Source organism: Bradyrhizobium sp. NP1, assembly GCF_030378205.1.
Taxonomy (GTDB): domain Bacteria; phylum Pseudomonadota; class Alphaproteobacteria; order Rhizobiales; family Xanthobacteraceae; genus Bradyrhizobium.
Map to the genome: position 1 here is coordinate 7,207,572 of NZ_CP127385.1, position 22,777 is coordinate 7,230,348.

The window sequence follows — 22,777 nt, forward strand, 5'->3', positions numbered from 1 at the left end:
ATCCGCCCGCGCTCCCGCCAAGCCGGGCTGCCGGAGAAGCGGCCTGCTCAGGTGTGGAAGATGAAGTCGCTGGCGTGCAGGTTGGTGGCCGTCACGTGCTTCAGAAGGATCGAGTCGTTGGCGTCCAGCGTCACCAGCGTATCGGTGCCCTGCTGGGTGGTCGTGATGTTGCTCAGCGACGCGATCGAGGCGAACTGCCTGACGTCGATCGTGTCGAGCGCGGTGTTGAAATCGGTGATCGTGTGCTGCACCGAGCCGCCTGAGGCCGGCTTGAAGACGAACTGATCCTGGCCGCCATTGCCGGTGAGGGTGTCGCCGTTGTTGCTGCCGATGATCACGTCGTTGCCGGACGTCCCCGTCAGCGTGACCGGGCCGTTGCCGCCGCCCTGGTTGAAGATGAAATTGACGGTGTCGCTGGCGCCGTGGCTGTCGGTGACCGTGAACGAAACCGCGTCCTGCTGCGGCGGCGTCGCGCCCGGATTGTAGGTGATGCTGGCGAGCTCGGCGTTGATGTCGGACAGGTGACCGGAGCCCGCGCCTGGCGAGATGGTGCTGCCGGAGGCGGCCTGCTGCGTCGTCGCCGTCACCGTGAAGATGTCGTTCGCGCCCGCGTCGGGGTCGATCACCTTCAGCCCGGTGATGGTCGCCGGTCCATTCTGCCCGCCGGAGACCTGGAACTGGTCGGTCTCGATCACCGGACCGTCGACGGTCAGCGCGACCTGCTCGGTGGTTGTCTGCGCGACGCCGGACGAATTGTGTCCCTGGTCGTTGGTCGTGATCGTCAGCGCGTCGGAGCCGATCGAGGTGAGGTTCGTCGCGTAGGTCACCCCGCCGGCGAGCGCGTTGTCGATCGCCGACTGCGATCCCGTCAGCGACACCGATCCGGTGCCGAGACCGCCGACGGTGAGCCCCGCCGTGTTCGCCAGGTTGAGCGAGCCATGGTGGACCGACAGCGTGACCTCGATCGGATCGTTGCCCGCCTCGGCATCGGAGACGCTGAGATTGGTCAGCGTCAGTGGCTGATTGAGATGCGCGGTGAAGCCGTTGAGCGAGGCCTCGAAGCCGTGGCTCGCATTGTTGCCGTCGAGATAGTAGCCGACGACCTCGCCGAGATTGTTGATGCCGTTGACCACCGTGCCGTTGACCCCGAGCGGATCATCCAGCGTGATGAAGGTTCCGCCGGAGTCGAGGAAGCCGTGCTGCACGCCATTGGCGTCGGTATAGAAGCCGACGATCTGGCCGAAATCATTGATGCCCTGCGCATGGGTGCCGTTCACGCCGAGCGGGTCGGAGATCGTGGTGAAGGTGCCGTGGTCGTCAAGGTAGCCCTGGTAGCCGTTGGCGTTGCCGGCGTTCGGATTGAAGCTGCCGACGATCTGGCCTTCGTTGTTGATGCCGTTGGCGAAGGTGTCGCCCAACGGGTTGGCCGCGCCGGGCGCGCTGAAATAGGTGAAGCTGCCGTCCGAGTAGATATAGCCGCTGTATCGCGTGCCGCTGTGCAGGTAGTCGCTGCCGACGATCACGCCGGCATCGTTGATGCCGTTCGCGTTGGTGCTGGCGCCGGGCGAGTCGGAGGTGAGCTGGGTGAAGCTGCCGGCATTGTCGGTGAAGCCGTAGCGCGGCGTCGAGCGGACCGGCGAGTAGTCGCCGACGATCGTTCCGGCATTGTTGACGTCGTGGCCGCTGGTGTCCTGCGCGTCGTTGCTGTTGGTGGCGACGATCGAGGTGAAGATGCCGTTGTTGTAGGACCAGCCGACCTGGTGGGTCGGAGAGGCATCGGCCTGGCCGACCACGACGCCGGCGTCGTTGATGCCGATCGCCTGCGTGTTGGCGTCGCCGGCGAAATCCAGCGTCGTGAAGGTCGGCGTGCCCACGCTGTTGGCGGGCGGCGCATGCCAGGCGTCGGCGTTCGAGAGGGTGAGATTGCCGGCGCCGTTGACCAGATCGAGCACCGTCGAGCCGCTGCCATCGTTGAGCTTGTAGTAGGCGGCGAGCCCCGCCTCGCTGCCCGTAAGCGCGCTGAAATCGGTCGACTGGATCTGCGATGCCGACAGCGCCGTGTTCCAGACGCTGACGTTGGAAATGGAGCCCTTGAAGCCTTCGGTGCTGAAGCTGGTACCGTCCTCGTCGGAGACGACGCCGCCGATCATCATGTGGTCGGGGTAGTGCGAAGGACCAGGAACATTGTTCACGGACCCGCTGCCGCTATAGGCGAGCGCGCCATCGACATAGAGATCGAAGACGCCATTGACGTGGGTCAACGCGACATCGTGCCACTGATTGGCGGCGATCTTCACATGGGTGTCGATCCCGCCAATGCCGCCGTTCTGGATCTGCAGGTCGAGCAGCCCGTCCGACGTGACCTGGCCGTTGACGCCGAGGCCGGCATCCGACGTGCTGCCATTGTAGAACAGAAGCTGCGGCTCGCCGGCGACGCCGTGGCCGTTCCAGTTGACCCATCCGTCGAGCGTGACGCCGTCTGATCCGTTGCCGACATTGGTCGTCGCGATCGAACCGCTGGCCACCGTATGACCATCGAAACCGACCGCGGCCGGAGCCACCTTAAACGACGCGGTCGCAGTCGAGGTCAGCCCGTCGTCGATCAGCGTATAGGTGAAGCTGTCGCTGCCGGTGAAGTTCGCTGCCGGCGTATAGGTGATGATGCCACCGTTGAGACTGACGTTGCCGCCATGCGCGCTGGTGCCGCCGACCGCGGTGACGAGCAGATCGGTGTCGTTTTCGGCGTCGTTCTCGGACAGCACGGACGTTGCGATGGTCGTGGCGCTGTTCTCATGGAAGGCGACCTGGTTCGCGGCCAGGGTGACGTCGTGCGCTTCCGTGCCGATCACAAGCTTGGTGCCGGTGCCGCCGTCCTGTTGCAGCGCGAAGCTGTCCTGGGTGTAGCCGGAGCCCGCGATAAAAAGCGTGGTCGTGTGGGTGCCGTCGCTGATCGTCAGCGTGTTGTTGGCGGCGTTCCAGATGTCGGTGACATTGGACGAATAGTGGATGTCCTTGAGGTCGATCGCGCTGCCCGCGGCGAAGCCGGAAATCATGCCGTGATAGCTTTGCGACTGGTCGAGCTGCAGCGTGCCGGCGCCGTTGAAGGTCGCCTGCTCGAACGAATTCGCGGCCGCGATCTCCAGCGTGCCGGTGGCATCGATCGTGACGGGATAGCTGTTGCCGCCCTGGAAATTGCCGAGCATCACCAGCGTCTCGTGCGCGGTGACCTCAAGACCGCCGGTCGCGCTCGGCGCCGGATCGGACGTGGCGCCGAACAGCAGCGCCTGCACATTGCTGGTGTTCAGCGTGCCGCCATGGGCGCTGTCGTTGCTGACGATCGAGGCCGTGGTGCCGTTCACGGTGAGGGTGAAGTTCGAGAGGCCGTCGGTGAAAACAGCCTCGTTGAAGCTGTTGGTCGCGCCGCCGGTGAACGTATCCGTCGGCGTGCCGGTGGCCGAGCCGACGAAGTCGTAGAAATTATTGACGCCGCTGGCGCCGGTGACGGTATCGGCAAAATGAGTGCCGGCGACATAGTTCGCGCTGGTCGTGGACAGCGTGGGATTGCTCAGCCCGGCCTGGCGCAGATCGAAGATGTCGGTCGTATATTGTGCGGGGTCGGGATAGGTCAGCGCGACGCGGCCATCGCCGAGGACCTCGAAGTCGCCATAGGTCACGCCGTGATGGGCGGTATCCGTGACGGACGCGATCTGGTGGCCGTTCTGGTCGAACTCCACGATCGTGGTCGAATTGTTGTCGCCGTAGACGAGATACTCGGCGCTGTTGCCGTTGTTGTTGAACGAGCCGACCCTGATGTTCTGCGCGTCGGGCACCTGGAACGTGGTGTGCGAGATCAGCTGGCCTGATCCCCTGAACATCACGAATTCGACCTGGCTGTGATTGCCGGTCGCGTCGGTGACGGTCTCGCTCCAGGCCGCGGAGAAGCCGCTATTGAGCGTGCCATTGGGCGTGTACAGCAGCGACGCGCCGGTGCTCGGCGCCGTGATCGTGCTGGCGGTGGCCGTCGGGAACGCCGTCAGGTCCGGCTTGAGCAGGAAATTGATGTGCGAGTTGGCGGTGCCGTCGGCGTTATAGCCCTGGAACCTGACATCCGTCAGGTGAGGGTTGGTGGGGTCGGCGACCGCGATGACCGCAGCGTAAGGCACGGCGACGCCACTGACGTTGAGGGACCCGGCATTCCTGAACTGCCACGCCGGTATGGTCGAGGCAGTCGCCGAGCCGCTCTGGATCGTGACCACCGGGCTCAGGCTCGTACCCGTCGGAGAGAATATCTGGAAGTTTTCCTGATAGGCGCCGGTCGACGGGTTGAAATTGGCCCACGCGATTTCGTAGGACGTCATGGTCGGCGACGTCGTGAGGTCCGGATTGATCGTGGTGTAGCCGTCGTACAGGCTGATCAGCTGCCCGCCGACATTGGATTCCAGCGCCGTGGCCGAGCCCAGGATCAGGCTTCCATTCGGCCCATTCGGCTCCGAGATGATCTGCTGATAGATGGTCGAGACGCCGTTCGTCTCGGTCGAATAGAAGACCAGCGCTTCCGGACCCGAGGCGGTGGCCGGCGCGATCGTCTGATATTTGAACGGGAGCTGAGTCGTCGAGCTCTGCACCGTCTGGATGCCGCTGCGGTAGGGCAGCACAAAGGAGTCGAACAGCACGGCGCTCTCGGTGACGACATCCGGGCCGCTCGGATTGAACCCGCTCGACGGCGACGTGCCGAACAGCAGGGCTCCCGTGCCGACGGCGATGTTGAAGTTGCCGATCGGGTTGAACGTATGGTTGCCCGGCTCCGGAATGACCGCGGTACCCCAGAGATAATTCTGACTGGGATTGACGGTGACAGTCTCACTGCCGATGGCAGCCTGGCTGACGTTGCCGTCCGTGTCGACCTCGGTCGCGGAAACGGCGAGCGCAATGGCGCCGGCGGTGGCCGTCGTGATCGACAGCCCGGCCAGCTGCGCCGGCGTCAGCGTCAGGGTCTGGTTGGCGCCGGCGGTGAAGGTCTGGTTCAGCCCGCTGCCGTTGGTGAAGGTGAAGCTAGCGTTCGCCGGCACCGTGAAGGTGAGCGTCACCGCGTTCAGCGTGTTGCTGTCGCCCGCCTGATTCGTGGGCGCAATCCCGAGGTTGAGCGCGATCGGAGCGCCTTCGACGCCGGACACCGCAACCGGCGCAACCGTCGGCGCGGTCGGATTGACGGTGACGATTTCGGTGCCGGCAGCCGTGTGGCTGACATCGCCCTCGGCATCGATCTGCGTCGCTGAAACCGTGAGCGAGACATTGCTGGCATTGGTCGTCGTGATCGACAGCCCGGCGAGCTGCGCCGGCGTCAGCGTCAAGGTCTGGTTGGCGCCGGCGGCGAAGGTCTGGTTCAGTCCGCTGCCGTTGGTGAAGGTGTAAGTATCGTTTGCCGGCACCGTGAAGGTGAGGGTCACCGCGTTCAGCGTGTTGCCGTCGCCCTCCAGGTTCGTGGCCGCAATCCCGAGATTGAGCGCGACGGCCGCGCCTTCGACGGTCGATACCGTGACCGGCGCAACGGTCGGTGCGGCGGGATCGATCGTGACCTGCTCGCTGGCGCTGGTGGAGGCGCTGACATTGCCTTCGGCGTCCTTTTCGGTCGCGGTCGCTGTCAGCGTGAAATTGCCGGCCGGCACCGAGGCGCCGCTGGTATCGATGGTCAGGCTCGAGAGCGTCCAGGCACTGACGTCGATCGCGGCGCCATTGCCGATCGCGGAGTGGCCATGGCCGTCGCTCAGCACCGCGCCCTGCGGCACGCCGTTGATCGTCAGCGTATCGCTCACATTGCCGTCGCCGGTGTGGCTGGTGATGGTCTCCGAGAGCGTGCCAAGCGAAATCACCGTCTCGGTGCCGGACGCGCTCGCGGCCCAGGTCAGGGTCGGCGCGGTCGGATTGACGATCACCTGCTCGCTGACGCTGGTGGCGGCGCTGACATTGCCTTCGGCGTCCTTTTCGGTCGCGGTCGCGGTCAGCGTGAAATTGCCGGTCGGGACGGAAGCCCCGGTGGTGTCGATGGTCAGGCTCGACAGCGTCCAGGCGCTGACGTCGATCGCAGTACCGTTGCCGATCGCGGAGTGGCCATGGCCGTCGCTCAGCACCGCGCCCTGCGGCACGCCGCTTATCGTCAGCGTGTTGCCGACATTGCTGTCGCCGGTTTGGCCGGTGATGGTTTCCGATAGCGCAGCGAGCGAGATTACCGCCTCGGTGCTGGACACGCTCGCCGCCCACGTCAGGCTCGGCGACGTCGGATTGACGGTCACGGTCTCGGTCGCCGGCACCGTGTAGTGGAAGCCGTTGGGGTCGGTCGAGGTGACCATCGCCGACAGCACGAAGTTGCTGTCGTTGGTCGGCGTGATCGTCAGATTGGCAAGGTTCCAGCCGGCGACATCAAGCGTGCCGCCCGTCACCGTCTGGGTATGGGTGCCGTCGCTCAACACGGCGTTGGCCGGAATGCCACTGATGACGAAGGCGGTCAGCGTCGCCCCGCCGGTCAGCGCATCGCTGAAATGCAGCGGAACCGCTGTCGTCTCGACGCCAGTGGCGGGCGATGATCCGACCGTCAAGGTCTCGGGCAGCACTTCAAGCAGCGTGCCGCCCTGGCCATCGCTCTTGAAGGCGAAGGTGTCGCCCGAAGGCAGCGAGGAGATCTGGTACGTGGTGCCGGTACCGTTGATGACGAGCGTCGAGCCGTTCCACACCGCGGTCGAGACCGTCACACCCATCAGATCGATGAAGTCGCCGGTCACGAGACCGCTGATCGTGCCGTGGAAGTTCGCGGCCGACGTCGCGTCCAGCTTCAGCGTATCGCCGGTTCCGGCGAAGGTGATGGTGGTGCCGTTGATCGTGTCGCCGGTGAGCGTCAGGGTCTGGCCGCTCTCGATCGTCACGCCGCCCTTGTTCAGGGTGGCGTTGCCGATCGCGCTCGAGCCGATGATGTCGATGCTTCCCGTCCCCGCGACCGAACCATTATTGATGGTGCCGCCGTTGATGGAGACGCCGGAGAGCTTCAGGGTCTTGCCGTCGTCGATCGCAAGCGTGGCGCTGATGCTGGTGCCGGTGACGAAGCCGCCGGTCACCGTGGTGCCGTTCAGCTTCAGCGTCTTGCCGCTGTCCACCGTGAGCTGGTGGTTGGCGAACGCATCATTGGTGATGCTGCTGTCGCCCGCAATCTCGACGGTGCCGAGACTGGTGATCTTGCCGCCGTCGATTCCGGAACCGGAAAGCACAAGCGTCGATCCGGCTGCAACGGAAACCAGACCGTCGGTCGTGACGTCGCCGACCGTCACCGCGTTGGTGACCGTGGTCGAATTGAGCTGCAACGTGCCGGTGCCGGTCGCCTCGATCGTGCCGGTGTTGGTGATCCCAGCACCGGTGATCGCGCTGGTGCCCGACAGCGCGTCGATGGTGCCGCTGTTGTCGATCGTGAGCCCGCTGACCGAGGAAATCGAGGCCGCCGACAGGTTGATCGTGCCGTCGTTGTCGATCGAGGTGGGGGTCGCCCCGGTATAGGCGGATGCCCCGAACTGGCTGGCGCCGCCGGCATTCCAGGTGGCGCCGACCTCGTTCGAGAAGGTCGCGTTGGCGACGGTGATCGAACCGTTGATCACGCCGTCGGGATTGTTGTTGATGGTGACGCCGCCGCCGGTTTCAACAATCGCAACGCTGGCGGACGACGCACCGATCGTCCCGGTGTTGTCGATCTTGGCCGTGCCGGTGGCGTTCTCCGCTATCGAGATCGCGGCGAACTGCACGGAGTTGAAGATACCACCGGCGATGTGGCCGCTGTTGGTGATCGTGCTCGAGCCGTTGACGCCTGCGCCATCCTGCGCCACTCGGAGGCCGACATTCGTGGTGCCGGTGATCTGGCCGGTGTTGGTGACAGATATGCCGCCGACGCCGTTGGTGCTCGCCAGCACGCCGGTCTGGCCGCTGGTGGTGCCGTCGTTGGTGATGCTGATGTCACCGGCCGCCCCGCTCAGCTCGACGGCGCGGATGCCGACATTGACGCCCGTGACGCTAGCACCGGTCTCGTTGTGGACCGTGATGTTGCCCTGGCCGCCATTGAAGGCGTTGATGCCGAAGCCCGCGGCCGCCGTGATGGTGGCGAAGTTGTCGACGAGCACGGCTCCGTGGACGCTGGGGTCGGCAACGGCGTTGCCACCATTGTTGCCGGTGTAGCCGGCAAGAATGCCGGCCGGCGTGCTGCCGCTGGTGTTGAGGTTCGCACCGGAGTTGATGATGCCGCGAGCGGTCACCGTGATCGTGCTGCCGGCGGACGCGTCAAGGGTGGTCGCGCCGTCGGTCGCGACGATGCCGCTGCTCCCGGAATTGATGGTGTCGCCGTTCGACGTGGTGACCGTGATCTTGCCCGGGCCCTGGCTGAAGGCCTGGACGCCGTAGCTCGAGTTGCTCGTCGGCGTCGGACTGACGGTCGAAACCGTCACGCCCTGGTCGACAGTGATGGTGACGTCGCCTTTGCCGCCGCTGAGCGAGAACGCGGCGATGCCGGTCTGCGCGGCGGTGATGCTCGTGTTGGCCTCTTCATGGACCGTGACATTGCCGACGCCCCAATTAAAGGCGTTGATGCCATAGCCTGCGGCGGCCGTGATGTTGGCGAAATTGTCGACCGAGACCGTACCGTTGATGCCGGTATTGGCGACACCGGCGCTGCCGAAGTAGCCGGCGTTGATGCCTGCCGGGACCGAGCCGCTGGGATTGTTGGTGGTTCCGGAATTGATGGTGCCGCGCGCCGTCACCGTGACGGTGCTGTTGAACGACGCTGCAACCCTATCGTCGAGATTGACGGCACTGATGCCTGTTCCGCCGGAATTGATCGTGGTGCCGTCATCCGTCTGCACCGAAACATGGCCGGTGCCGTGATCCTCGGCGCGAATGCCGAACTGCACGCCCGCGGTGATGACGCCTCCGGCCTCGATCGTGATGTTGCCGGAGCCCAGCGTGATAGCCTTGATGCCGTCGTGGCCGCCGCTTGCGCCGCCGGTCTGCGTGATCGTGATGTTGCCGGCGTCGTTCGGGTTGAAGTTCTCGGCGAACAGGCCGACCGACCCGGCGCCCTGGCCGATCACCATGCCGCCGCTGCCGGCGATGATGTTGCCGGAGCCCGACGCGCCGATCTCCGCGATGATGCCGTCGCCATTCTGACCGGTGACGGTGCCGGACGGTGTGACCGTGATATCGCCGACACCGTTCTGGACCACGAGGACGCCGTTGACGGCGCCCGTGATCGTGCCGGCGGGATCGACCGTGACGGTTGCGGGTTTCGCGGCGCTGCCGCCGCTCGACGTGAAATCGATGCCGTCGCCGCTGCCGGTGACGACGCCGCCCTTGCCGTCGATGATGAAATTGCCGCTGGCCGCGGCCGTCGCGGAAATCGTGCCGGTAAAGCCCAGCGAATTGTCGAGCTGCAGCGTGCCGGTGCCGGAGCCGCCGGCAAAGAGGACGGCGAGCGCGCTGGTGGCGCCGGCGAGCTCGAGCAGCGTGCCATCGTCGATCTGGAGCAATCCGGCGCCGCTCAGTCCGCCCGAGAGATTGAGCGAGCCGGCCACCACCTCGATGGTCGCGTTGGTGTTGTTGGTGACGGCTGCCGAGACCGTGCTGGCGCCGGACACGTTCTTCACGCTGCCGGAATTGGTCAGGCTGCCGCCGAGGATCGACGCACCGACCAGGTTCAGCAGCGAGCCGCTCGCGACCGTGACCTTGCCATTGCCGGTGTTGGTCACCGTCGTGGACGTCAGCTTCAGCGTGCTGTTCTTCGTGGCCGCCAGCGTGCCGGTGTTGGCCACCGGCTCGCCGGTGATGTCCAGTTCGCCGCCATTGGCTTCCAGCGTGCCCGAATTGGTGATGGTCTTGCCGGATGCGGTCTGATTGATGGTCAGCTTGCCGCCGGTGGCCTCGATGATGCCGCTGTTGTTGACGATGGCGTCGGTGATGGTGTTCGTTCCGGCGGTCGAGTCGAGGATACCCGTGCCGCCGACGGTGACGTTCCCGCCGGTAACGGTGGTGCCCCCGTCCACGGTCAAGGTCGTCGGCGGGGGCGGCGGAGAACCGCCGCCTACATCGACCTGGATTGTCCCGGTGTTGATGACGTTGACGCCGTGCAGCGCGGCGCCCGTTGTTTCGATAAAGACCGTGCCGGCGTTCGAGAGTGTACCACCCGTGATGCTGGAGCCGTCCTGCAGTGTCAGGCTGGCACTGCCTTCTACCGTCTCGGTGTTGGTGGCCGCACCGTTGCTGATCGAGGCGCCATTCTTCAGCGTCAGCGCGCCGGTGATGTCGATCGCGCCGTTGACGCCGTTATTGGTGACGGTCTCCTGATCGAGGGCATCGACCCCGGCGACCTTCACCGCGCCGGTGTTGGTCAGCGTGCCGTTCTTCAGGCCGCTCGTCCCCTGAAGGTTCAGCGTGCCCTTGTTGATGATCGTGCCGCCGCTGATCGAGGTGGCGTCCTGCAGCGTCAGGCTGGCGCTGCCTTCCACCGTCTCGGTGTTGGTGGCCGCACCGTTGCTGATCGAGGCACCGTTCTTCAGCGTCAGCGCACCGGTGATGTCGATCGCGCCGTTGACGCCGTTGTTGGTGACGGTCTCCTGGTCGAAGGCATCGACCCCGGCGATCTTCACCGCGCCGGTGTTGGTCAGCGTGCCGTTCTTCAGGCCGCTCGTCCCCTGAAGGTTCAGCGCGCCCTTGTTGATGATCGTGCCGCCGCTGATAAAGGAGGTGTCCTGCAGCGTCAGGCTGGCGCTGCCTTCCACCGTCTCGGTGTTGCCGGCCGCACCGTTAATGATCGAGGCGCCGTTCTTCAGCGTCAGCGCGCCGGTGATGTCGATCGCGCCGTTGACGCCGTTGTTGGTGACGGTCTCCTGGTCGAAGGCATCGACCCCGGCGACGTTCACCGCGCCGGTGTTGGTCAGCTTGCCGTTCTTCAGGCCGCTCGTCCCCTGCAGGTTCAGCGTGCCCTTGTTGATGATCGTGCCGCCGCTGATAAAGCTGGTGTCCTGCAGCGTCAGGCTGGCGCTGCCTTCCACCGTCTCGGTGTTGCCGGCTGCGCCGTTGCTGATCGAGGCGCCGTTCTTCAGCGTCAGCGCGCCGGTGATGTCGATCGCACCGTTCGTGCCATTATTGGTGACGGTCTCATGGTCGAATGTTTCGGTGCCGCTGACATTGACCTGACCGTAATTGATCAACGTGCCGCCACTGAGGAAGCTCGTACCCTGAAGGTCCAGCGTGCCGTCGATGGTGACGGTCCCGCCCGTGATGCCTCCGGTAATGCCGTTCGGATTGGCGTCGAGCACGAGCGTCGCTCCGGCATCGACGTTGATCTGGCCGGAGGTGTCGCCCTGTGCGTTGGCGATGTTGGTCAGGACGTTGAGCGTCCCGCCCTGGAGCTCGATCAGCCCGGTATTGGTGACGCTGACGTTAAGGCCGAGCGCGGCGAGCACATTGCCGGCGCCGGAAATGATCAGGTTGGGGGCGGCACCGGTGGAAAGTACAAGCTGGCCTGCGGCGCTGACCGACGATGGCACGGTGGCACCGGTAATGGCATCAATGATGGCGAGCAGATCACTGACCTTCAACAGGCTGCCGATACCGATACCGACAGTGTAGTTGCCATGGGCATCGCTGGTGATATTGGTCTGCGACGTCGAGAAGGTGATGGTCTTGCCATCGACGGTAAGAACAGAGCCGCCCTTGATGGCGACACCAAGATCGTTGGAGCCGGCGCCAGCGGTACCGACCAGCAGGGTATCGCCCGTGATCGGTTGCGCGCCAGAGGCGTTGTCGTTGGTGACGACAGCACCGCCCCGGATATCTCCGCCCTGCCCGAGCTTGAGCGCGCCGGAATTCGCGAGCGCACTCGAATCCTTCAACTCGATCTTGCCGCCGACAGTAACCGTCCCCGCATTGTGCAGGATCGAGTCGGCGCTGAGGTTGAGGTTCGCGCCAATGGCCAGCGACGCGCCACTCTGAATATCGAGCTCCGGCGCCAGCCCGGCGAAATCGTTCATCGTCACCGAGTTCGCGACCGCCTGGGTCCCGTCCGTGACCGTGGCTGGATAGGACGGGGTGTGCGGCTGCAACTGGTTGGTGATGATGATGACGTCGTCGGAGCCCGTCGGGATATTTCCGGTGCCCCAGTTCGACTTGGTGGTCCAGCTGCCGTCGGGCGACTGATCGTCGGTGGTGTGAATCCAGACCACCGCCGGGTTGTTGTTGCCGGTGATCGTGACCTCGACGGTCTTGGTGTCGGTGGCGCCCTGCGAATCCGTCAGCGTGACGGTGTAGATCAGCGTCAGCGTCTGGCCCGGCTCGATGAAGTCGGCAAGGTAGACCGGCAGGTCGTTCAGCTTCCAGGTGATGGTGCCGGTGCCCGAACCGGTGCTGTCGTCTCCCTGGTTGATCGCAACGTAAAGAGCCTGGGCGAAAGTATCCATCGGCGACTGGTACAGCTGGTCGAGCTGCGCCAGGTTCAGTGTCCGGCCGTCGGCGAGCGTCAGCGTTGCGCCCGTCAGGAGCCTCGCAACCGTGTGGGTGTCGGTCAGGTCGGGGTCGGTGAACGCGAACGTTCCCGCTGTCACCAGGTTGTTGCTCGATTGCAGCGTCCCGCCCACGGTCGCCGTGCCCGCGGTGAATTCGATCAGCTGGATCTGCTTGTCGGTCGTGATGACCGGCGTGTCGTTGGTGCCGGTGACGACGATCGTGAACTTGATCTTGGTGAACTCGGTCGTCGGATCCTGGGTGAAGCCGTTGTCGACCGTTGCCTCATAGGTCAGCGTCAGCGTCTCGCCCGCGGCGAGGAAGTCGAAGGCGTGGTCGGCAATCTTGTAGGACCAGGTCGCCGTGCCGTGGTTCTTGGCCGCCGGATCCTGCGTCACCACCAGCTTGACTTCGGTGGCCTTGATGTCCGCCTTCTGCAAATCATTGAGATTCGCGATCGGCTGGCCCGTCCCGTCAGTATAGGTGAAGGAGTCAAAGGCGATTGATACGGTCGGCTGGTCGCCGGCATTGGGATCGGCATAGCTGACCGAGCCGCTCGCGGTATCGGGCGTGGAGCTGGCGGTCGTGAGCGTGAGCTCCGTGGTCGTACCGCCGATAGCCGTGGCGTCCGGCGCCACCGGATCGCGCGCATTCGGATCCGTCGGAGCACCCTGCGGCGTGGTCGTTGATTTGACGGTCGTGGTCGTCGTCGTCGTGGTCGTCGTCGACCCGTCCTTGGACTGCGGATTGCCCGTGTGCGTCGTATCCGGAGGGGTGCTCGAACCGCTCGTCGTGCTCGCCGTCTTGGTGACGGGATTGGTCAGGTCGGCGAATTTCTGCTGGAAGACGTCCGTGATCAGCTTCTGCGCATCGGGCGTCAGCGATGCGAGGCCGGTCGAGACGATGCCATTGATGATCTTGACCTCGGTGCCGGCGGCATTGACGGTCGCGATCGGCTGCAGCGTGAGCTTGTCGAGCAGCACGTAATTGCCCGTCGTGCCGTCCGGCTCGACCAGGACCTGAAAGCTCGCGGTCGGCGTCGCCGGCGCGCCATTGACCGAGGTCGACACGTCGAAGTCGATCTGCACCAGCACCGCGGTGCCGCGGATGCCCATGGTCGCGACCGGCGTATCGATCTTCATGTCGCCGTGCTTGGCGGTCTCGCCGGCGACGAAGGAGATGGTGCCGGACACCAGGCTGAACAGCGTCGAATTGCCCGACCCGTTGGGGTCGTAGACCATTTCGTTGAGCACCATCCTCGCATTCGAGGACAGGCCGAACACGGTGCCGTCGATGAAGGTGATGCCGACAGACGAATCGGCGTTGGTCTGGACGATGTCGCCTTTTTCGACGTTGTCGCCGAGGTGCAGGATGATCGAGACGCCGTTGCGGACCACCGTCGCGCCGCCGGCAAGCTTGGTGACGTGGCCGATGACCTTGCCGGCCGTGGCCGAAGGATCGGCCTGGGCATACTGCGTCTGCCCGGTCAGGGCGTTGACGAGATCGCCGGCCAGATGCGCGCCGTCGGACGACGCCAGCGGCGCGCGTTTTTCACCCTTGAAATAGTCGTGAAGAACGAGCTCGCGGCCGTCCTTGGACAGAACAAGGTCGACACCGGAACGCGTGAAATCGGCGTGGAAGAGCAGATCCGCGTCTGACACGAAAATCGCGTCCGCGGGAGCCTTCGCGTGGGGCGAATCCAGATGAACATACGCGGGAGAATGATGCGTAGCCCGGCCGTCGACGGACAGCATGGCGTCAAATTTGCCCGCGTAATTCAAAGCCCCACCGTGCAATGGTTAATAAGTATATAAAAATCAGTCGTCTAAGCTTGCATATCATCGGTCCGGCCATCGCGAAACCATCTAATGCTTGTGTGACTTCATCCCACAGAGGCGGCTGCGCGCGATCGGGATCAATGGCCGTGCCGAGCTAACCAGTATTGTTTCAGGGGTTCCGTGGTATTATCCGACCGTTTTGAAGCATATACCGATCGGTATAAGTATTTGGATGTATATCCATAGCCCGTAATACTTAGTACACCTCTTGCCTGCCATCCCGCGGTCGATATTGCGCCAGGTTTTCAGCAAAAACTGTGAGCTGGATAACAGAATCGCGATTTCCACCCGCAATTAGCCATAGCCAAGGGAATTTGCGGCAAGCACGACACAGCAGGTGTTTTTTTACTTTTTCGCTACCCTTTCCGGGTGCCGCGCCCCGCATTCGTAAAATTGTCGGGAAAAAAACCGACAGAGCTTCAGCGTGTTTTACGCTTTTCGGCCGCCTGAGGCCGTCTTTAAGCCGAATAAAAGCGTCCCCTCCGATCATGGCCCCAACGATCCGGTCACGAAGAGGCGTGAAGCGCCCGTCGATGCCGGACATGGGGGCGTCAGATGGGAACCTTCGGTCACACGCGCGGGTTGCGCGCAGCGCTATCTGCACGGGCGCTGTTCGCATTGGCTCTGGCCTGCCTGGGTCCGGCGACGGATGGGCGCGCCGGCGTGCTCGACGGCACGAAAGCGGCGCAGGCATCGCTGCCGCCGGGCGAACCGTTCGGGCTCGGCGCGATGCGCATCAATTTCGGCGGCCTGCGCGACAAGTGGCTTGCCGTGCAACGCCGGCTCGACGACGAGCGGGTGCAGCTTGCGCTTTGTGACGGCGACCGTGAACGCTGCGCCTCGCCCGCCGCGCTGCAGTTTCTCGCCATCGTCGATGCCGCAAGGGAACGCGACGGGCGCGCGCGGCTCGGCGAGGTCAACCGCGCGGTCAACCTGGCCATCCGGCCGATGAGCGACCTTGCGCAATACGGCGAGATCGATGTCTGGAATTCACCGCTGGTCACCTTCTTTCGTGGCGCAGGCGATTGCGAGGACTATGCGATCGCCAAATACATGGCGCTCCGCGCGGCCGGACTGGCGGAAGCCGACCTGCGCATCGTGGTGCTGCACGACACCATGCTTGACGAGGATCACGCGGTAGCCGCGGTGCGGCTGGACGGCCGCTGGCTCCTGCTCGACAACCGCCGCATGGCAATGATCGAGGATGTCCAGATCAAGCATTACCGCCCGCTGTTCGTCATCGACCAGTCCGGCGTGATGCAGTATCAGGATGCGCCGCTTGCGGTGGCAACGCCGGAGCGCGGGTTCACCGTCTCCGCGGTGCCGGCCCTGGCGGCACAGCCCGAGCCGGCTGAGCCTTCCGCGAACTGAGCCGCATTCCGAAAGCCACCACCGTCTCGCCTCGAGGCGGTCGGAGGCGCATGCTCTTGACCCGAAACGGTTCTTCGAAAAACCGTATCCACCTCTCCACATCCTGCGGTAGCATGGCGGCACAGTTGTGGATTTGACGGGGAAGGCGAGCATGCGGGCGATTGTGCTGGCGATCATGGTCACCCAGTTCGGACTTGCCGCCGTGGCGCGCGCGGAGACCGAACCCGATCGCTCGATCCAGGACGTCCTTCCGCTGTTCGCGAAGAATCACTGCGAGACCGTGAGGGACGCCGCAGACCAGTTGTTTTGCGGCGATCCCGAGCTTGGCGCCGCCGCGAGCCGGCTGGGCGACGCGATCGAGGCGCGGCTGAGCCGCATTCCCGACCGCAGGGTCGCGGTGGAGGAAAACGTCCAGTGGATCCGCGATCGCAATCTGAGCTGCGGAATCTTCGAGAATGAGACGCCGCGCTTCGAGGACATCGAGCCGGTCAAGGCCTGCCTTGCCAAGGAAACCGAGGAGCGGATCGAAATCCTGCGCAATCCGAACTTCGACTGTCTAGCCGTAAATACCGCCGCCGGCGCCCTGATCTGCAGCGATCCATCGCTTGCGCTCGCGGAGGCTGAACTCGACGGCCACGTCATGGCCGCGATCGCCAAGCTGAGCGAGGAAGAGGCGCGCGACGCCTTCGCCGAATATGCGCGATGGAACAGGGAACGCGACCGCAAATGCGAGCTCGACGGCAAGGATAATGTGCCGCTGCGCGAGCTGGCATCGTCGGAAGGCTGCCTGGCCGACGACATCAACCAGAAGACCGCCGAGCTTGTCGCGGCCAGGGACGATCCGAAGAAGGCCTTCGGGCGACGCCTGCGGCCGGCCGCACCCAACGCCGACGCCGTCGATCTCTGCGTCAGCCAGATCCATGCGGCCAGCGCCTGCGAGAACTTCCTGCGGATCAGCCGCGTGTTCGAGATCGACAAGGAGGTCGCCGAGCAGAGCGCGCTGGTGACCGCCGAAGTCGAGATGATCGTGCTGCAGCCTTTTGCCGCCTGCAGCACGATCGCATCGAGCTGCACCGGCAGTTGCTGGGACAAGACCGGCAAGGCTGTCGCCGCCTCGACCGGCCGCGAGAATTTTGCGGTCGCCCATCGGATCAAGGTCGAGAAGGTTTTTGCGTTTCAAAGGAACGAGGCAGGCAGCTGGCGCTGCGGCGTCAACATGCTGAAGCCCATCGATTTCGGGATCGCGCTCGGCCGGTAGCGGCGAGACCGCCGCCGCTGGCTTGACGTTTCGTTTGGCGAAAAAATGACGGCGGGAATTTTCTCTTGCGTCCATGCGCAGCGCCGGTTCATTGACGCCGTCGTCGCGCGAGGCATACGATCGACTTCCAGATCCGTCAGTGGAGCGGATTTGACGTTCGCTAGTCGCTTTGCCGCGATTCATCGATGCGACCGTCAAATCCAAAGCTCCACTAGAAATAATAATTGCGAGTGGTCCTTTGATTCTAACGTTCGCAAACGTGCTTCCCGGATGGGATGCGAACGTTAGAATCGGACCACTAGAGATCGCAGGGAGGATGAGATGCCGCACGTCGATGCCGTCAGCCGCGATTTTCCCGATGCCGCGCCCGGCGGAGCGAGATCCACCCGCCTTGCCGGCTTCGTCTCCATGCTCGGAATTGGCCTCGCTGTCTGCTGCGGCCCGGCGCTGGCGCAAGAGGCCTCGAAAGGCTCGGCCAACCACATCAAGGCGGTGACCTCGGCCGTCGACGGCGCGATGATCCGCGCCAATACCGCGACCTCCGACGACTGGCCGACCGTCGGCCTCGACTATGCGGAGACGCGCTTCTCCAAGCTGCACCTGATCAATTCCGACAATGTGCGCGGTCTCGGCCTCGTCTGGAGCTACAGCCTCGATTCCGCGCGCGGGGTCGAGGCGACGCCGCTCGTCGTCGACGGCATCATGTACCAGACCGCGTCATGGAGCGTGGTGCACGCGATCGACGCGCGCACCGGCAGGAAGATCTGGACCTTCGATCCCGGCGTCAATCGCGAGCAGGGCTACAAGGGTTGCTGCGACGTCGTCAACCGTGGCGTCGCGCTCTACAAGGGCAAGGTGTTCGTCGCCGCCTATGACGGACGGCTGATCGCGCTCGATGCCGCGACTGGCCAAAAGATCTGGGAAAAGGACACGCTGATCGATCACGATCACTCCTACACCATCACCGGCGCGCCGCGCGTCTTCAACGGCAAGGTGCTGATCGGCCAAGGCGGCGCCGAATACGGCGCGCGCGGCTACGTCACCGCCTATGACGCCGAGACCGGCAACCAGGTCTGGCGCTGGTTCACGGTGCCGGGCGATCCGTCGAAGCCGTTCGAGGACGCGTCGATGGAGGCGGCCGCCAAGACCTGGGATCCCGCCGGCAAATGGTGGCTCAACGGCGGCGGCGGCACGCCGTGGGACACCATCACCTTCGATCCCGAATTGAACATGGTCTATATCGGCACCGGCAACGGCGCGCCGTGGAATCGCAATATCCGCAGCCCGTCGGGCGGCGACAACCTCTACCTCGCCTCGATCGTCGCGCTGAACGCCGACACCGGCAAATATGTCTGGCACTACCAGGAAACGCCGGGCGACAACTGGGACTACACGTCGACCCAGCCGATGATCCTCGCCGACATCAATATCGACGGCGCGCCGCGCAAGGTCATCCTGCACGCGCCGAAGAACGGATTCTTCTTCGTCATCGACCGCACCAACGGCAAGTTCATCTCGGCAAAGAACTTCGTCGATGTGAACTGGGCCACCGGCTATGACGCGAGCGGCCGGCCGACCGAGGTGCCGGCGGCGCGCGGCGACGAGCCCTACGACGCCGTCCCCGGCCCGTACGGCGCGCACAACTGGCATCCGATGTCGTTCAATCCGCAGACCGGTCTGGTCTATCTGCCGGCGCAGAACGTGCCGTTGAACCTGACGCCGGAAAAGAGCTTCACCCAGAACGCCGCCACGCCCGGCAAATTCGGCGGCACGACGGGGTGGAACGTCGGCTTCGTGCTGAACGGCGAACCGCCGAAGGCGCCGGCCTTCGGCCGCCTGCTGGCGTGGGACCCGGTGAAACAGAAGGAAGCCTGGCGCGCCGAATATGTCTCGCCCTGGAACGGCGGCACGCTCACGACCGCCGGCAACCTGGTGTTCCAGGGCACCGCCGACGGGCGCTTCATCGCCTACAACGCCACGACAGGCGAAAAGCTGTGGGAAGCGCCGACCGGGACCGGCGTGGTCGCCGCCCCCGCGACCTACACGGTCGACGGCGTGCAATATGTCTCGGTCGCGGTCGGCTGGGGCGGCGTGTTCGGCCTCGCCGCGCGCGCAACCGAAACGCAGAGCCCGGGCACGGTCTACACCTTCGCGCTCGGCGGCAAGGCCGAGCCGCCGGCCTTTGTCAAATACCAGACCGAGGGCCTGCTCGAAGGCGTGCCGTATGACGCCAAGGACGTGCCGGAGGGCACCGCGCTCTACGTCGCGGCCTGCGCCACCTGCCATGGCGTGCCCGGCGTCGACAAGGGCGGCAATATCCGCAACCTCGGCTATGTGCCGAAGGAGGAGATCGCGAACCTGAAGGGCATCGTCTTCAACGGGCCGTTCCGCGACAGGGGCATGCCCGACTTCACCGGCAAGCTGAAGGACGAGGACGTGGTGAAGATCCAGGCCTTCATCCAGGGCACCGCGGACGCGATCCGGCCGAAGAAGTGACGCGAAGCGTCATTCCGGGATGGTGCGCAAGCACCAGACCCGGAATCTCGAGGTTCCGCGTTCGATGCTTTCGCATCGCCCCGGAACGACGACGACACAAAACGAAAGGGCTGCGCGAGGCGATCGCGCAGCCCTTGTCTTGAATGGCTCCTGCTTTCCGCGACTGCGGTCAGAACATCAGATTGTCCTTCACCAGCACCCAGCGGCCCTTCTGCACCTGCTGCACCTGGGTAATGGTGTTGGCGAGGTGATCGGTCTTGGAGAACTTGGTCGGCGGCGAGCTGAAGATGTCGAGGAACTTGTCGCCGGATTCCAGCGCATCCAGCATCTTCTGGCCGGTCAGGTCCTTGCCGGCCTTCTGGGTATAGAACGCAAAGGTCTCGATCGCGTTGTAGCCGATGATCGCCTGCGTGTTGGCGTCGGTGCCGAACATCTTCTTGTAGTTGACGAGCCAGTCCTTGACCTTGCCCTTCGCGGTGTCCTCGTAGGGAATCTCGAAGCCGGACGCGGCGTAGAGACCTTCGACCGCGTCCTTGCCGAGCGCCGGGACCTCCAGCACGTTGGTCGGCGTAGCACCGAGGAAGGTGACGTCCCAGCCGAGCTTCTTCGCCTCGCCCATCGCGCCGATAGTCTCGCGGATGATGGTGCCGAGCACGACGAGGTCGCAGCCGTCGGACTTCATCTTGGCGACCTGCGCCGAGAAATCGGAGGCGCCGCGCTTGTAGCTCGTGATCGAGGCCGGCTGCACCTTCATCGCCTCGAGCTGCTGGGTGAAGCCGTCGAGCACGTTTTTGCCGTACTCGTCGTCCTGGTGCATGATGCAGGGCTTCTTGAAGCCCTTCCAGTCCATCATGTATTTCAGCGCTGCGCGCGTGCTTTCGACGTAAGGCAGCAGGTTGTTGAACTTCAGCCGCTCCTGCGGCTTGGCCGGATCGAACTTGAAGGTGAATTCGGCTGCGGTCAGCGGGAACAGCTGCAGCACGCCGGCGTCGAACAGGATGTCCTGTGCGGCGAGCGTCGGCGCCGAGCCCATCGAACCGATCATGGCGAAGATCTTGTCGCGCTCGATCAGCTTCTGCGAGGCCAGCACGCCCTTCTTCGGGTCGTAGCCATTGTCTTCCACGATCAGTTTCAGCTTGCGGCCGTTGACGCCGCCGGCGGCATTGATCTCCTCGACCGCCATCTTCATGCCGTTGGCGACCGGCACGCCCCAGTTCTTGATCGGGCCCGAGAGGTCCTGATGCGTGCCGATCACGATCTCGTTGGCCGCGATGCCCTCGTTGGTCACCTTGGTCTGGGCCGCAGCCGGCAACTGCGTCAGCGCAACTGCGCCGATCGCAAGGCCGATGGCCTTCAGCGATATGGACATTTCCTTAAGCCTCCTCTTCCCTGCCGGCCCATGTTTTGCTCGCGAAGGATGGGGCCGCCTGCTCCTCCGCCTCAATCAGCACTCACGCCACGGCCCGGTCGGCATACATGGCGTCGATCTCGCTGGCATAGCGCCTGTTCACAAAGCTGCGCTTCAGCTTCATGGTCGGCGTCAGCTCCTCGTCCTCGGGCGTGAGCTGGCGCTCGATCAGGGTGAATCTCTTGATCGTCTCCACACGCGCGAAATTGGCATTCACCGCCTCGATCTCGCGCCAGATCAGGTCCTGCACCGCGGGCGCGCGGCACAGGCTCGCATAGTTGGTGAACGGAATGTCGTGATCCTGGGCGAACTTCTCGACATTCTCCTGGTCGATCATGATGAGGCAGGTCAAGTACGGTCGCTTGTCGCCGATCACGACGCTGTCGGAGATATAGGGCGAGAATTTGAGCTGGTTCTCGATCTCCGACGGCGTGATGTTCTTGCCGCCCGAGGTGATGATGATGTCCTTCATCCGGTCGGTGATCTTGACGAAACCCTCGTTGTCGATGGCGCCGACATCGCCGGTATGCAGCCATCCTTTGGTGTCGATGGTCTCGGCGGTCTTCTCCGGCTGGTTGAGATAGCCCAGGAACAGGAATTCGCCGCGGATCAGGATCTCGCCTTTCGGGCAGATCATGACCTCGCCCCAGGGCACCGCGGTGCCGACCGAACCGAGCTTGATGCGCTGCTTCGGCATCAAGGTCGCGACCCCGCAATTCTCGGTCTGGCCGTAGACCTCGCGCATGTCGAGGCCGAGCGCGAGATACCAGCGGATCAGGTCCGGCGCGATCGGCGCCGCGCCCGTCAGCGCGATCCGGCAGCGGTCGAGCCCGAGCATGCGGCGGATGTTGCGGAACACCAGCCAGTAGGCCAGCCGGTCGGCGAGCCGCAATGAGGCCGCCGGCGTACTGCCCTCAAGCCGGCAATCGGCCATGCGGTAGCCGATGCGGAGCGCGCGCCTGTACATCCAGTTCTGGAACGGCGTTGCGTCCTTCAGCGCGATGGTGACGCCGGAATAGAATTTCTCCCAGACGCGCGGCACCGCCAGGAAGACGGTCGGCTGCACCTCGCGAAGATTGTCGGGCACGGTTTCCGGGCTTTCGGCAAAATTCATCACCGAGCCGACCGCGACGGAGACGTAGTAGCCGCCGACGCGCTCGGCGACGTGGCAGAGCGGCAGGAACACCAGCCGCTCCTCGGCATCGGTCGACGGAATGAGGTCGTTGGCGTGGCGCATCTGATGCGTGACGCTGCGGTTGGCGTGCATCGCGCCCTTGGGCGGCCCCGTGGTGCCCGAGGTGTAGACCAGGATGGCGAGATCGTCGGGCCTGCGGCTCTCGATCATTTCGCTCCACAGCGCCGCGTTGCCGACCATGTGGTTGCGGCCGAGCGCGCTGAATTCGTCGAGCGACATCACCATGGGATCGGAAAAGCCGCTCAACCCTTCCATGTCGAACACGATGATCTTTTCCAGCGTCGGACAGCGGCCGCGGCAGGCGAGAACCTTGTCGAGCTGCTCCTCGTCCTCGACGAAGATCACGCGGGTGGAGGAATCGTTGACCAGATATTCGACCTGCGCGATCGAATCGGTCGGGTAGATGCCGGAGGAGACGCCGCCGGCGCACAGGATGCCCATGTCGGCGAACACCCATTCCGGCACCGGATTGGCGATGATGGAGGCGACGTCGCCGGGCCGAAATCCGATCGCGTGCAGCGCGTAGGCGATCTCCTTCGAGACCTGCAGCCATTGCCGCCAGCTGGTCGGCTGCCAGATGCCGAACTTCTTCTCGCGGATGGCGGGCCGCTCGCCGCGCTCATCCACCGCACGCAGGAAACTCTTCGCGATCGTGTCGGCGACCGTCAGCACCGCCGGCCTCGCCATGA

7 protein-coding genes are annotated in these 22,777 nt (G+C 64.4%); 3 read left to right on the forward strand and 4 right to left on the reverse strand.

Translation table 11 applies throughout. From position 1 onward, the window contains the following. Positions 1-47: 47 nt before the first annotated feature. The gene (locus tag QOU61_RS34820; protein WP_289655694.1) at positions 48-14,183 is read right to left on the reverse strand and encodes an Ig-like domain-containing protein; all 14,136 of its coding nucleotides are present in this window, start codon (positions 14,181-14,183) and stop codon (positions 48-50) included. A 373-nt stretch (positions 14,184-14,556) separates the two neighbouring features. Continuing rightward, the gene (locus QOU61_RS34825; protein ID WP_289655695.1) at positions 14,557-14,904 is read right to left on the reverse strand and encodes a hypothetical protein; all 348 of its coding nucleotides are present in this window, start codon (positions 14,902-14,904) and stop codon (positions 14,557-14,559) included. Positions 14,905-14,915: 11 nt separating this feature from the next. On the opposite strand from QOU61_RS34825, the gene QOU61_RS34830 reads away from it, so the two are divergent. The 3 genes from QOU61_RS34830 (at position 14,916) to QOU61_RS34840 (ending at position 19,485) form a co-directional block, all read left to right on the forward strand. Next, positions 14,916-15,731, forward strand: coding sequence for a transglutaminase-like cysteine peptidase (locus QOU61_RS34830; RefSeq protein ID WP_289655696.1), 816 nt, complete (start codon positions 14,916-14,918; stop codon positions 15,729-15,731). Between the two features lie 151 nt (positions 15,732-15,882). Then, positions 15,883-16,989 carry a lysozyme inhibitor LprI family protein gene (locus tag QOU61_RS34835; protein ID WP_289655697.1) on the forward strand — a complete coding sequence of 369 codons (1,107 nt, stop codon included), beginning with the start codon at positions 15,883-15,885 and terminating at the stop codon, positions 16,987-16,989. 408 nt (positions 16,990-17,397) lie between these two features. Then, positions 17,398-19,485, forward strand: a complete 2,088-nt coding sequence (locus tag QOU61_RS34840; RefSeq protein WP_289662050.1) for a PQQ-dependent dehydrogenase, methanol/ethanol family — start codon at positions 17,398-17,400, stop codon at positions 19,483-19,485. 169 nt (positions 19,486-19,654) lie between these two features. On the opposite strand, the gene QOU61_RS34845 is transcribed toward QOU61_RS34840, so the two are convergent. Then, a complete protein-coding gene (locus QOU61_RS34845; protein ID WP_289655698.1) occupies positions 19,655-20,854 on the reverse strand; it encodes an ABC transporter substrate-binding protein in 1,200 nt (399 codons plus the stop codon). Positions 20,855-20,936: 82 nt separating this feature from the next. Then, positions 20,937-22,775 (reverse strand): AMP-dependent synthetase/ligase, encoded by a 1,839-nt coding sequence (locus QOU61_RS34850; protein WP_289655699.1) that lies wholly within the window; start codon positions 22,773-22,775, stop codon positions 20,937-20,939. Positions 22,776-22,777: the final 2 nt, after the last annotated feature.